Source organism: Yersinia rochesterensis, assembly GCF_003600645.1.
GTDB classification, from domain to species: Bacteria; Pseudomonadota; Gammaproteobacteria; order Enterobacterales; family Enterobacteriaceae; genus Yersinia; species Yersinia rochesterensis.
In genome coordinates this window covers 453792-465932 of sequence record NZ_CP032482.1, presented here as the reverse complement: position 1 = coordinate 465932, position 12141 = coordinate 453792, and the positions used below count along the sequence as shown (strand labels likewise).

Below are 12141 nucleotides of genomic sequence, written 5' to 3'. Positions count from 1 at the left end.
AACACCGCTGCGGCGCCAAGGACGAAGAGGAATTAAGCAATATTGACCGGGAAGGCAATAACATCACTCAATCTTTCTGCGCCCAACGCCAACATCACCAGACGATCAACCCCGAGCGCCACACCAGAACAATCCGGCAAGCCGTGCTTCAGGGCAGCAATCAAATTCATATCAATGGGATGCTGTGGCAAACCGCGTTTTTCACGGCTGCGATTATCTTGCTCAAACCGTTTTAGTTGTTCATCACCGTCAGTCAGCTCATGGAAGCCATTCGCTAGTTCCATACCTTTAAAGTAAACCTCAAAACGTTCTGCTACACGATGATCTTCAGTGCTGATCACGGCGAGGGATGCTTGAGAGGCGGGAAAATGATAAACAAAAGCCGGTTTTTCGCGGCCAATGTGAGGTTCAACCCCGACGGTGAATAACAATTGCAGCAGCGTGTCGCGATCTTCTTCGCTATCGGCAATATTGCTTAAATCCAGTTTTGCCGCCGCTTCGCGTAATTGCGCTTTGTCCGCCGACAAGGGATCAATATCCAAATGGCGCAAGAATGCTTGTTGATAAGACAAGGTTTCTGCACTGTTGCAATCCAAAATTTGCTGCAACAGGTCATCGACCTCATTCATTAAGCGGTACATATCATAATGCGGGCGATACCATTCCAGCATAGTGAATTCAGGATTGTGATGACGGCCAGCTTCTTCATTGCGAAAGCTGCGCCCCATTTGATAGATAGAACCGCTGCCCGCCGCTAGCAGGCGCTTCATGTGATATTCCGGGCTGGTCATCATGTACAGCGTCAAACCCTCGGCAGCGCCCGGGCCAACAAACCGGGTTTCGAATGGGACCAAATGAATGTCCGTCACTGTCGCTTGGCTCATGGTGGGCGTTTCAACTTCTAATACGCCGCGATCGGTAAAGAAACGCCGGATCTCTGCCATTATTGCTGCGCGCTTCAACAAATTGGCGATGGGTGCACTCGGCTGCCAGCTTGCCGTTTCGCTCATGGTGGTTAACTCCGAAATCAAACAGGGGATGCAGTCTACTCGCATCTACTCACTCAGACAAATCTGTCACTCACGACGCCGATTTCCGGCTCGGATTCAGCATTTCACTCTGCAAAAAAGACTTTTGCCCAGCATATCCTGTTTGGGATCACGTTTTTGTTAGTAATGCCCTTGAGGCGGTTCAAATAAAACAAAACAATCGATCACATCAAATTTCTACCACTTAGCATTGGGTATAATTATTCCCATGCAAAAAGTAAGAAATAGCTATTCTTAATAGCATCATGCTGGTTAACAGTTAATAAGTTAGCCAGGTAATAATATTAAAAACCATTAAGAGTAGTGATTCACTTTATATATTTTTCACTTGAACATTTGAACAATGGAGAAGCGCAGTGCAAACCTTTAACGCCGATCTTGCCATTATCGGGGCCGGGGGCGCTGGTTTACGTGCAGCAATAGCCGCAGCGGAAGCCAACCCTCAGCTGAAGATTGCTCTGATCTCGAAAGTATACCCAATGCGTAGCCACACTGTGGCTGCCGAAGGGGGATCAGCTGCTGTCACACAGGACCACGATACCTTTGACTATCATTTCCACGATACCGTTGCCGGTGGTGACTGGTTATGCGAACAGGATGTTGTGGATCACTTTGTCCATAGCTGCCCGGAAGAAATGGCACAGTTGGAAATTTGGGGCTGCCCATGGAGCCGTAAACCCGACGGCTCTGTTAACGTTCGCCGCTTTGGCGGGATGAAAATTGAACGTACGTGGTTTGCTGCGGATAAAACCGGCTTCCACATGCTGCATACCCTGTTCCAAACCTCGTTAAAATATCCGCAAATTCAACGTTTTGATGAGCATTTCGTGCTAGATATTCTGGTCGATGATGGCCAAGCTCGCGGTGTTGTTGCCATGAATATGATGGAAGGCACGCGGGTGCAAATCCGTGCGAATGCTGTGATCATGGCCACTGGCGGCGCAGGTCGTGTTTATCGTTATAACACCAACGGCGGTATTGTTACCGGTGATGGTATGGGGATGGCATTCCACCACGGCGTTCCACTGCGTGACATGGAGTTTGTGCAATATCACCCAACCGGCCTACCGGGTTCTGGCATCTTGATGACGGAAGGTTGCCGTGGTGAAGGCGGTATTCTGGTCAATAAAGACGGCTACCGTTATTTGCAGGATTACGGCATGGGGCCAGAAACCCCGCTCGGCGAGCCAAAGAACAAATACATGGAATTAGGCCCGCGCGATAAAGTTTCGCAAGCTTTCTGGCATGAATGGCGTGCTGGCCGCACTATCGCGACTCCGCGTGGTGATGTTGTCTATCTGGACTTGCGCCACCTTGGCGAGAAAAAACTACTTGAGCGCTTGCCATTCATTTGTGAACTGGCAAAAGCTTATGTCGGTGTCGATCCGGTTAAAGAGCCAATCCCAGTGCGCCCAACCGCGCATTACACCATGGGCGGCATTGAAACCAACCAGCAGTGTGAAACCCGAATCAAAGGGCTGTTCGCCGTCGGTGAATGTTCTTCTGTTGGTCTGCACGGTGCAAACCGTCTGGGTTCTAACTCATTGGCAGAACTGGTGGTCTTTGGCCGTCTTGCTGGTGAACAAGCCGCTTTGCGCGCCATGGAAACCGGCCCGGCTAACGGCAGTGCGCTGGATGCCCAGGCCCGTGATGTGGAAAACCGCCTGAGCAACTTGATGAAGCAGGAAGGGACTGAAAACTGGTCTAAAATTCGCGATGAGATGGGTCTGTCAATGGAAGAAGGCTGCGGCATTTACCGCACACCGGAACTGATGCAGAAAACCGTGGATAAACTGGCAGAGCTGAAAGAGCGCTTCAAACGCGTGAAAATCACCGACAACTCCAGTGTTTTCAATACTGACCTGCTCTACACCATTGAGCTGGGTTATGGTCTGGATGTGGCCGAATGTATGGCTCACTCAGCACTGAACCGTAGAGAGTCCCGCGGCGCGCACCAGCGCTTGGATGAAGGTTGTACCGAGCGTGATGATGTTAATTTCCTCAAGCACACACTCGCTTTCCATAATCCAAACGGCGCACCACGCCTTGAACTCAGCGACGTAAAAATCACCAAACTGGCACCAGCAAAACGCGTTTATGGTGGTGAAGCCACCGCGCAAGATGCTAAAGACGCCAAAGATGCGAAAGATTTAAAGGATAAGGAGCAGGCGAATGACTGATATGAAACTCCTGAAAATGGAAGTCATGCGCTATAACCCAGAACGTGATAGCGAACCTCACTTCGAAACCTTTGAAGTGCCTTACGATGAGCAGACTTCTCTGCTGGATGCACTGGGTTATATCAAAGATAATTTGGCACCTGACCTGTCTTATCGCTGGTCTTGCCGGATGGCGATTTGCGGTTCGTGCGGCATGATGGTCAACAAAGTGCCAAAACTCGCCTGTAAGACTTTCCTGCGCGAATATACCGGCGGGATGAAAGTCGAGGCACTGGGTAACTTCCCTATAGAGCGCGATTTAGTGGTTGATATGACTCACTTTATTGAGAGTTTGGAAGCTATCAAACCTTATATTATTGGTAATGAGCGCAAACCAAAAGACGGCCCGAATAAGCAGACTCCGGCTCAGATGGCGAAATACCACCAGTTCTCTGGCTGCATTAACTGTGGCCTATGCTATGCCGCTTGCCCACAGTTTGGTTTAAATCCTGAGTTTATTGGCCCAGCAGCCATCACTCTGGCCCATCGTTACAATCTGGATAACCGTGACCACGGTAAGAAAGAGCGTATGCCACAGCTTAACGGCAAAAATGGTGTCTGGAGTTGTACTTTCGTCGGCTACTGTTCTGAAGTTTGTCCAAAACACGTAGACCCTGCCGCAGCTATCCAGCAAGGCAAGGTTGAGAGTGCGAAAGACTTCATGATCGCCATGCTGAAACCACAATAAGGGAGGGGAAACAGTAATGACTACTAAACGTAAAGCTTACGTCCGTACCATGGCCCCGAACTGGTGGCAACAGCTCGGTTTCTATCGTTTTTATATGTTGCGTGAAGGCACCTCCGTGCCCACAGTGTGGTTCAGTATCCTACTGATTTACGGAGTGTTCGCACTGAAAAGCGGCCCGGCTGGGTGGGAAGGTTTCGTCGGATTCTTGCAAAATCCGCTAGTGTTATTAATCAATATCATTACGTTATTGGCCGCCGTGTTACATACCAAAACCTGGTTTGAACTGGCACCGAAAGCCGCCAATATTATTATTAAAGACGAAAAAATGGGTCCAGAGCCAGTTATCAAGGCGCTGTGGGTTGTGACTATCGTGGCTACCGCGATTATTCTGGCCGTTGCCTTACTCTAACCCGGAGGAGAACAAGATGAATCAAGTCCCTAAGCGCTCCGATGAACCTATCTTCTGGGGTCTGTTCGGTGCGGGCGGCATGTGGAGTGCCATCATTGCACCGGCTGTTATTCTGTTGGTCGCTATTTTGCTGCCTCTGGGTGCTTTCCCCGGTGAAGCATTGAGCTATGAGCGGGTGCTGGCATTTTGTCAGAGCTTCATTGGCCGGGTATTCCTGCTGCTGATGATTATTCTGCCACTGTGGTGCGGTTTACACCGTATCCACCACGCCATGCATGATTTGAAAATCCACATCCCTGCTGGGAAATGGGTTTTCTATGGTCTGGCTGCCATTTTGACTGTGGTTGCTATCATCGGTGTTTTGACACTGTAATTGCCCAAGCTCTCTCAGCGGCCCGTGCTTATGCCGGGCCGTTTTTTTGCTATACCGCCAACAGCCCATCCCGCCAATACCCATTTTGCCAATAACTCGGATTCATCCATTTGCCTCTTTCATAGATGATAGCTATTCTCAGTCACAGACTAATAATTGAAATACTAAGGAATACAGATGCGTCTGTGGTCAAAATTATCCGTAATAGCAGCAACATTACTTTCGGTCGCTTGTAGCGTAACGCCGCCAAAAGACGTGAAAGTCGTCGATAATTTCCAATTACCCCGCTATCTCGGCACTTGGTATGAAATTGCCCGGCTGGACCATTCCTTTGAACGCGGGTTAGACCGTGTCACGGCCAATTACTCACTCCGCGATGATGGTGGCGTAAAAGTCATTAATCGGGGTTATAACGCGAAGAAACAGCAATGGCAGGAAAGTGTCGGTAAAGCCTATTTCATTGGCTCGCCGCAGCAAGCTTCATTGAAAGTCTCTTTCTTTGGCCCATTCTATGGCGGCTATAACATCATTGATTTGGATGATGAATACCAACATGCTTTGATTGCTGGCCCTAGCCGCGAATATCTGTGGATTTTATCGCGCACGCCGACGATTGATAACCAAACTCGCGATCGCCTGATTGCCATCGCGAAGAATTATGGTTTCCCGGTGGAACAATTGATCTGGGTGAAACAGGGGAAAGTTATCGCCGGGCAATGATATTGAACTCTATAATCGACTAAGGGGGGAAGCCCCCCCTTGTCATTTATGACGCTAATTTCAACCCAATTATTCCCGCTAAAATCAGCCCCAAACTGAATACTCGCGCCAAACTGGCCGATTCGCCAAGCAGCACAATACCTAAAATGGCCGTCCCCACCGCACCAATACCAGTCCAAACCGCGTAAGCCGTGCCCGCCGGTAAGGTTTTCATAGCATAAGCCAATAAGAAAACACTGGCGGCCATCGCGATCAAAGTGATAATACTGGGTGTCAGCCGCGTAAAACCATGGGAGTATTTCAGGCCGATAGCCCAAATCACTTCCAATAAACCTGCAATAGCCAAAATAATCCAAGCCATGGTAAACCCCTTCACTCAGGCGGGGTCGTCCCCAGAAAAATAGATGCGTGCTAGGTCGTCCCAGACAGCAGATAGATAAGAATGATAGGTTAGCATGCTAAATAATAAGCAGCAATCTCTTACCCTGCCAAAGAAATCCGGCGGCAATGGCCGCCGATAACAATGCCTATATACCCTAAATAATTCGAATTGCAGGAAGGCGGCAAGTGAGAGAGTCCCGATGAGCTTACTGTATTGTAAGTGATTCGGGTGATTGAACGCAGCCAACGCACATGCAGCTTGAAGTATGACGGCTATAGCTATTTATTCAGCACTGCGTTCAATAGCACTACCCGCGCTTTGAACATCTTTACCGACACCTTTGGTGGTATTGCAGGCGCTCAATGAAGAGATAACTAATAATGAGAAAATAATAGCGATGCTTTTCTTCAACATGATAAAAATTCCTTATGGCGCGTGAGTATATTCACCCTATAAGGATAGTCAAAAAAACAATATTGCACTTTTTCTGACTTAAATAACTTTTATCAATGGGTCAAACCCAGATAGCAGAAAACCGCCGATTAAGCGGTTTTCTTTTGTTCTCAACGCAGTTTTATCACAGCTTAACGGCTGTAGCTTACTTAACGCGAGAAACGTATTCGCCAGAGCGGGTATCAACTTTGATGACTTCGCCAACCTGTACGAATAGTGGCACTTTGACCACTGCACCGGTGCTCAGAGTTGCAGGCTTACCACCGGTACCGGCAGTATCACCTTTCAGACCTGGGTCAGTGTCAACAATTTCGAGTTCAACAAAGTTTGGTGGGGTGACAGCGATAGGCTGACCATTCCACAGAGTTACAATACATTCAGCTTGGTCAATCAACCACTTAGAATTTTCGCCAATGGCTTTAGCATCGGCTTGCAGCTGTTCGTAAGTCTCGTTATTCATGAAGTGCCAGAACTCACCGTCGTTGTACAGGTAAGTCAGGTTCAGATCGTTAACGTCAGCGCCTTCCAGAGAATCTGTTGATTTGAAGGTCTTTTCAACGCGTCCGCCGGTCAGCAGGCGGCGCATTTTAACACGCGCGAAAGCCTGGCCTTTGCCGGGTTTTACGAACTCGCTGGACTCAACTGAATAAGGCTCGCCCTCGAACATGATTTTAAGACCGGGACGAAAATCGTTGCTATAATAACTGGCCATGATGGTCCTCAAGAAACTGGTAATAAGCCTAAAAAATGGCAAGTATTGTAACCCGAAACATGCCAATTAGAGAAGATTGGTTGCAACAACTCGCCGATGTAATTACTGATCCGGACGAATTGCTAAGAATTTTGCTGTTAAATGAACATCCTAGCCTACAACAAGGTACTGCTGCGCGCCGTTTATTTCCCTTAAGAGTGCCCCGCGCATTCGTTTCGCGCATGCAACCGGGGAACCCATCAGACCCATTATTGCTTCAAGTGCTCACCGCACGGGAAGAATTTATTGCAGCTCCCGGTTTTACCAACGATCCGCTTGATGAACAGCGCAGTGTTGTTCCCGGCCTATTGCACAAGTATCGTAACCGCGCGCTATTGCTGGTCAAGGGCGGCTGCGCTGTCAATTGCCGCTATTGCTTCCGCCGTCATTTCCCTTATCAGGATAACCAAGGCAACAAGGCCAATTGGCGCCAGGCGCTGGATTATGTGCGCCAACATCCTGAACTGGATGAGATCATTTTTTCCGGCGGCGATCCGTTAATGGCAAAAGATAGCGAACTCAACTGGTTATTGGACGAGATCGAAAATATCTCTCACATCAAACGGCTGCGTATCCATACTCGCTTGCCGGTCGTCATCCCGGCGCGTATTACCACTGAGTTATGTCAGCGGCTGAGTGACTCGCGATTACAGGTGGTGATGGTGACACATATCAACCACGCCAATGAGATTGACGCATCTTTCCGTGACAGCATGGCGCTGCTGAAACAGGCCGGTGTAACCCTGCTAAATCAGAGCGTGTTGTTACGAGGGGTCAATAATGATTCAGAGGTGTTGGCAACATTAAGTAATGCATTATTTGATGCCGGAATTCTACCTTATTACATCCATGTGCTGGATAAGGTACAAGGTGCAGCTCATTTTATGGTCGATGACGATGAAGCTCGGCAGTTAATGAAAGGATTACTGCGACGCGTGTCTGGATATCTGGTGCCGCGCTTAACGCGAGAAGTTGGGGGGCAACCCAGTAAAACACCACTAGACCTCCGGTTAATGCAGGATGAATGATTTGGGTGACAAATCTGCCGGTTACAGCCAACATACCTGTAACTTGAAAGATGACGGCAAATATACCCTATAGATTTCGAGGTTCAGGAAGGCGGCAAGCGAAAGAACCCGATGAGCTTACTCAGGTAAGTGATTCGGTGATTGAGTACAGCCAACACACCTGCAAATTGAAAGATGACGGGTATAACAGGGGACGCCATTGCATCCCCTGTGCACCCTTAAAATATATCAAGGGCACTTGTAAACTTCGCCGACCATTTTGCTGTCTAGCGGTGCAAAGCTTGATAAGAAAGTTTCACTCGGGCTGGTTGCGCCATAGATAACATTACCGCCCATTGCCGCTGCTTTATTGCGTAGGTCATTTGCCGCACCGCGCATAGAGCTGCTTTCACCGCTTGAGATCCAATTGCTCTGAGTACCCGTCACCTGCCCAACCAACTGGCATTCACTACCCGGTTTGGTATCAGAGAACTTCACTTGCTCGCCCGCTGAACTCAATTGATTAGTGGAGCTACAGCCTGCCAGCAACAATGCCGCTGAAAGACCAAGTAACACTTTAATCCGCATTTTTTTCCCCATTCTAAGTTGAGAATCACGCTAAAGATTACCAGAAAGCACCGCTGCCGTTGGGGCATTCGCTGCCGAAATTATCCAAGTACCCGATGTCGAGACTGATGGCTAATGATTAACAGTTTACACATTAAATCTGTCCCGCAGATAAAAAAAGTCCTGCAATCATCACACCGAGCAAAATAAAACTGCTTTTGAGGCGCGAGTTTGCAAAATGTGAATCAGAAAAGGCTGAGTGTAAAACGTGGACGAGGCAAGGTTATGACAGGTATTGGCTGTATAGCCGTTTTTTTCCTATAAAAAAAGCGAGCAGGTTTCCCCACTCGCTTTAGGTTTATAGCTTAATCGAAGCTATAGGGTGGGGCATTACATCATGCCGCCCATGCCACCCATACCACCCATGCCGCCAGCACCCATATCACCGCCTTTGTCATCACGTGGCAGATCGGTGATCATGCACTCGGTGGTGATCATCAGGCCAGCAATAGAGGCTGCGTACTGCAGAGCAGAACGAGTCACTTTAGTTGGATCCAGGATACCCATCGCGATCATGTCGCCGTATTCTTCGCTGTAAGCGTTGTAACCGTAGCTACCTGAACCCGCTTTAACGTTGTTCGCGATAACTGAAGCTTCTTCACCGGCGTTAACTACGATCTGGCGCAGTGGAGATTCCATCGCACGCAGCGCAACTTTGATACCTACGTTCTGGTCTTCGTTGTCGCCTTTCAGGCCAGACTTAGTGATAGCAGATGCAGCACGAATCAGTGCAACACCTCCACCCGCAACCACGCCTTCTTCTACCGCAGCACGAGTTGCGTGCAGAGCATCTTCAACGCGCGCTTTTTTCTCTTTCATTTCAACTTCAGTTGCAGCGCCAACTTTGATAACGGCAACGCCGCCAGCCAGTTTAGCCACGCGCTCTTGCAGTTTTTCTTTGTCGTAGTCAGAAGTTGCATCTTCAATTTGCTGACGGATCTGAGCAACACGGCCCTGAATCGCAGCTTCGTCGCCTACGCCATCGATGATGATGGTGGTGTCTTTGTTGATAACAACACGTTTCGCCTGACCCAGATCTTCCAGAGTGGTTTTTTCCAGTTCCAGACCGATTTCTTCAGAAATCACGGTACCAGAAGTCAGGGTAGCGATGTCTTGCAGCATGGCTTTACGGCGATCGCCGAAACCAGGTGCTTTAACCGCTGCAACTTTAACAATGCCGCGCATGGTGTTAACCACCAGAGTCGCCAAGGCTTCGCCTTCAACGTCTTCTGCAATGATCAGCAGTGGTTTACCGGCTTTCGCTACGGCTTCCAGAACTGGCAGCATTTCGCGGATGTTAGAGATTTTCTTGTCAGCCAACAAGATGAATGGGCTTTCAAGTTCAATAGAACCCGTTTCTGGTTTATTGATGAAGTAAGGAGACAGGTAGCCGCGGTCGAACTGCATACCTTCTACTACGTCCAGCTCGTCTTGCAGACCTGAACCTTCTTCAACAGTGATAACGCCTTCTTTACCGACTTTTTCCATCGCTTGTGCAATCAGCTCACCCACAGTTGAGTCTGAGTTTGCAGAGATGGTGCCTACCTGAGCAATCGCTTTAGAATCAGAGCACGGCACAGACAGTTTTTTCAGCTCTTCAACAGCTGCGATCACTGCTTTGTCGATACCACGTTTCAGATCCATTGGATTCATGCCGGCCGCAACTGCTTTCAGGCCTTCAGTGATAATGGATTGAGCCAATACAGTTGCAGTAGTGGTACCGTCGCCCGCTGCGTCATTCGCTTTAGAGGCAACTTCTTTAACCATCTGTGCACCCATGTTCTCAAACTTGTCTTCCAGTTCGATCTCGCGCGCAACCGAAACACCATCTTTGGTGATAGTTGGGGAGCCAAAAGACTTGTCCAGAACTACGTTACGGCCTTTCGGGCCCAGGGTCACTTTTACTGCATCAGCAAGAATGTTTACGCCGCGTAGCATTTTGATGCGTGCGTCGTTACCGAATTTTACGTCTTTAGCTGCCATTGGTATGATTTCCCTTAACTTGTTCAGTTCAGAAGATTAGAGAGCGTGAATTACGCTTCAACAATTGCCAGAATGTCGCTTTCGGACATGATCAACACTTCTTCATGGTCGATCTTCTCTGACTTCACGCCGTAACCATCGTTGAAAATAACGATGTCGCCAACTTTCACATCCAGTGGTTTGATCTCACCGTTATCCAGGATGCGGCCATTGCCGACAGCTAGAACTTCACCACGGGTAGATTTACCCGCTGCTGTGCCAGTCAGAACGATGCCGCCAGCAGATTTGGATTCAACTTCTTTGCGCTTGACGATAACGCGGTCATGCAATGGACGAATTTTCATTGATAGCTCTCCTATTGAGAAGGTCCGTATCAGGTTTAGGATGAGTACCGGCTTGCCTTCATAACCGATACCGTGGCTATCTTAATGGGGGCGACTTCACATCCCTTCAAGGGAGAGGACAAAAAAAAATTCAGTTTTTTCTTGTCCTGAGAGGGCTAATTTTAGCCATCTCTCCACCGACCAACCATAGAAAGCACTGTTATTTACTTTATGAATTTATGATTAATAAACAATAAATTAGAAAGTATCGCGAGTTACTTATCATCTTTAAAGCGGTTATCTGTCGATTTATCATCCTCTTCCGGATGATGCTCTACGATGAAGTGGTCATCGGCTTTGCGCTGAAACTCACCATCAAAGGTATTTCCGCCGCCCATAGGGCCAGAATTATTGTGATTAAAACCACCAGCACTAAAACCGCCACGATAAATATTCAAATGTGGCATCAACTTTAGTGTCAAGGATTTTTGAATTGGTGGTAATAACAGCAACAAGCCGATGAAGTCGGTAAAGAAACCGGGGATCAATAATAAGAAACCGGCCAATACCAGTGAAACACTTTTCACCATTTCAGCCGCAGGGCTTTCACCCGCCGCCAGTTTTTGCTGCATCTGCATGAAAGTTTTTATCCCCTGATTACGCACCAGAGATATCCCCACACAGGAACTGAAGATCACCAGCAATAGGGTAACCATCACACCCAATACGGCTGCGACCTTGATAAATATCGATATTTCTATATATGCCAATAAAAATATCAGCGCTAACGGTAACCAACGCACCGCATTCTCCTTATTCCAATCATTCAGTACCTCTCATCAGGGTAAACCTGCCTGACAGATACCATGAAAACCTTGACCCGACTGGCGCTGACACTGTTTTTTCCTTTTTTAGCGGATTTCAGCATCAGCAACCCCTTCAACGAGGGTCGACCTTAATAAAATGGTGATGGCTGAATCGCTTTTCAAGTTAGGGGAATACTTTTATTACTTATTAGTACAACTGTGAGAGAAATCACAGATATCAGATCATCTCAATTAATTCCGACCATATAGTGATCCTAGTTCAAGGCTTTTTATCATTAAGCAGCATATGATCCTGTCAGCAATAAGATGAATGGTTAATCTTTCCGTACT

General features: G+C 48.1%; 14 protein-coding genes. 6 read left to right on the top strand and 8 right to left on the bottom strand.

Annotated elements, in window-relative coordinates:
• Positions 1–32: 32 nt before the first annotated feature.
• Positions 33–1010 (bottom strand): elongation factor P--(R)-beta-lysine ligase, encoded by a 978-nt coding sequence (gene epmA, locus DXZ79_RS02255; RefSeq protein WP_038636964.1) that lies wholly within the window; start codon positions 1008–1010, stop codon positions 33–35.
• Positions 1011–1405: 395 nt separating this feature from the next.
• Here epmA and frdA point away from each other — a divergent pair, with 395 nt between their 5' ends.
• The 5 genes from frdA to blc all read left to right on the top strand — a co-directional run bounded on the left by frdA (position 1406) and on the right by blc (position 5458).
• Entirely contained in the window at positions 1406–3229 is a 1824-nt protein-coding gene (frdA, locus tag DXZ79_RS02250) for a fumarate reductase (quinol) flavoprotein subunit (RefSeq protein ID WP_120011065.1), read from the top strand.
• Positions 3222–3956 (top strand): succinate dehydrogenase/fumarate reductase iron-sulfur subunit, encoded by a 735-nt coding sequence (locus DXZ79_RS02245; RefSeq protein WP_005156463.1) that lies wholly within the window; start codon positions 3222–3224, stop codon positions 3954–3956. The genes frdA and DXZ79_RS02245 overlap by 8 nt, the downstream gene beginning before the upstream one ends.
• A 16-nt stretch (positions 3957–3972) precedes the next feature.
• On the top strand, positions 3973–4365 hold the full coding sequence (frdC, locus tag DXZ79_RS02240) for a fumarate reductase subunit FrdC (RefSeq protein ID WP_032820814.1): 393 nt from the start codon (positions 3973–3975) through the stop codon (positions 4363–4365).
• 16 nt (positions 4366–4381) lie between these two features.
• Positions 4382–4738: a fumarate reductase subunit FrdD gene (gene frdD / locus DXZ79_RS02235; RefSeq protein WP_004392449.1), complete on the top strand. Its 357-nt coding sequence runs from the start codon at positions 4382–4384 to the stop codon at positions 4736–4738.
• 177 nt (positions 4739–4915) lie between these two features.
• Positions 4916–5458: an outer membrane lipoprotein Blc gene (gene blc, locus DXZ79_RS02230; protein ID WP_038636970.1), complete on the top strand. Its 543-nt coding sequence runs from the start codon at positions 4916–4918 to the stop codon at positions 5456–5458.
• Positions 5459–5504: 46 nt separating this feature from the next.
• Here blc and sugE read toward each other — a convergent pair whose 3' ends face one another.
• The 3 genes from sugE to efp all read right to left on the bottom strand — a co-directional run bounded on the left by sugE (position 5505) and on the right by efp (position 7005).
• Complete coding sequence (sugE, locus tag DXZ79_RS02225; RefSeq protein ID WP_038636972.1) at positions 5505–5819, bottom strand: quaternary ammonium compound efflux SMR transporter SugE; 315 nt, start codon at positions 5817–5819, stop codon at positions 5505–5507.
• A gap of 303 nt (positions 5820–6122) precedes the next feature.
• Complete coding sequence (locus DXZ79_RS02220; RefSeq protein ID WP_004392446.1) at positions 6123–6254, bottom strand: entericidin A/B family lipoprotein; 132 nt, start codon at positions 6252–6254, stop codon at positions 6123–6125.
• A 184-nt stretch (positions 6255–6438) separates the two neighbouring features.
• Positions 6439–7005, bottom strand: coding sequence for an elongation factor P (gene efp / locus DXZ79_RS02215; RefSeq protein WP_038636974.1), 567 nt, complete (start codon positions 7003–7005; stop codon positions 6439–6441).
• Between the two features lie 35 nt (positions 7006–7040).
• Between efp and epmB the strand changes: the two genes are divergently transcribed.
• Positions 7041–8072, top strand: coding sequence for an EF-P beta-lysylation protein EpmB (gene epmB, locus DXZ79_RS02210; RefSeq protein WP_038636976.1), 1032 nt, complete (start codon positions 7041–7043; stop codon positions 8070–8072).
• A gap of 228 nt (positions 8073–8300) precedes the next feature.
• Here the strand turns inward: epmB and DXZ79_RS02205 are convergent, their stop codons facing one another.
• The 4 genes from DXZ79_RS02205 to DXZ79_RS02185 form a co-directional block, all read right to left on the bottom strand.
• A complete protein-coding gene (locus tag DXZ79_RS02205) occupies positions 8301–8639 on the bottom strand; it encodes a DUF4156 domain-containing protein (protein WP_005175566.1) in 339 nt (112 codons plus the stop codon).
• 369 nt (positions 8640–9008) lie between these two features.
• Positions 9009–10661 carry a chaperonin GroEL gene (groL, locus tag DXZ79_RS02195; RefSeq protein ID WP_038636978.1) on the bottom strand — a complete coding sequence of 551 codons (1653 nt, stop codon included), beginning with the start codon at positions 10659–10661 and terminating at the stop codon, positions 9009–9011.
• A 50-nt stretch (positions 10662–10711) separates the two neighbouring features.
• Positions 10712–11005, bottom strand: coding sequence for a co-chaperone GroES (locus DXZ79_RS02190; protein WP_004391824.1), 294 nt, complete (start codon positions 11003–11005; stop codon positions 10712–10714).
• A 254-nt stretch (positions 11006–11259) separates the two neighbouring features.
• Positions 11260–11787, bottom strand: a complete 528-nt coding sequence (locus tag DXZ79_RS02185; protein WP_038636980.1) for an FxsA family protein — start codon at positions 11785–11787, stop codon at positions 11260–11262.
• Positions 11788–12141 lie beyond the last annotated feature (354 nt).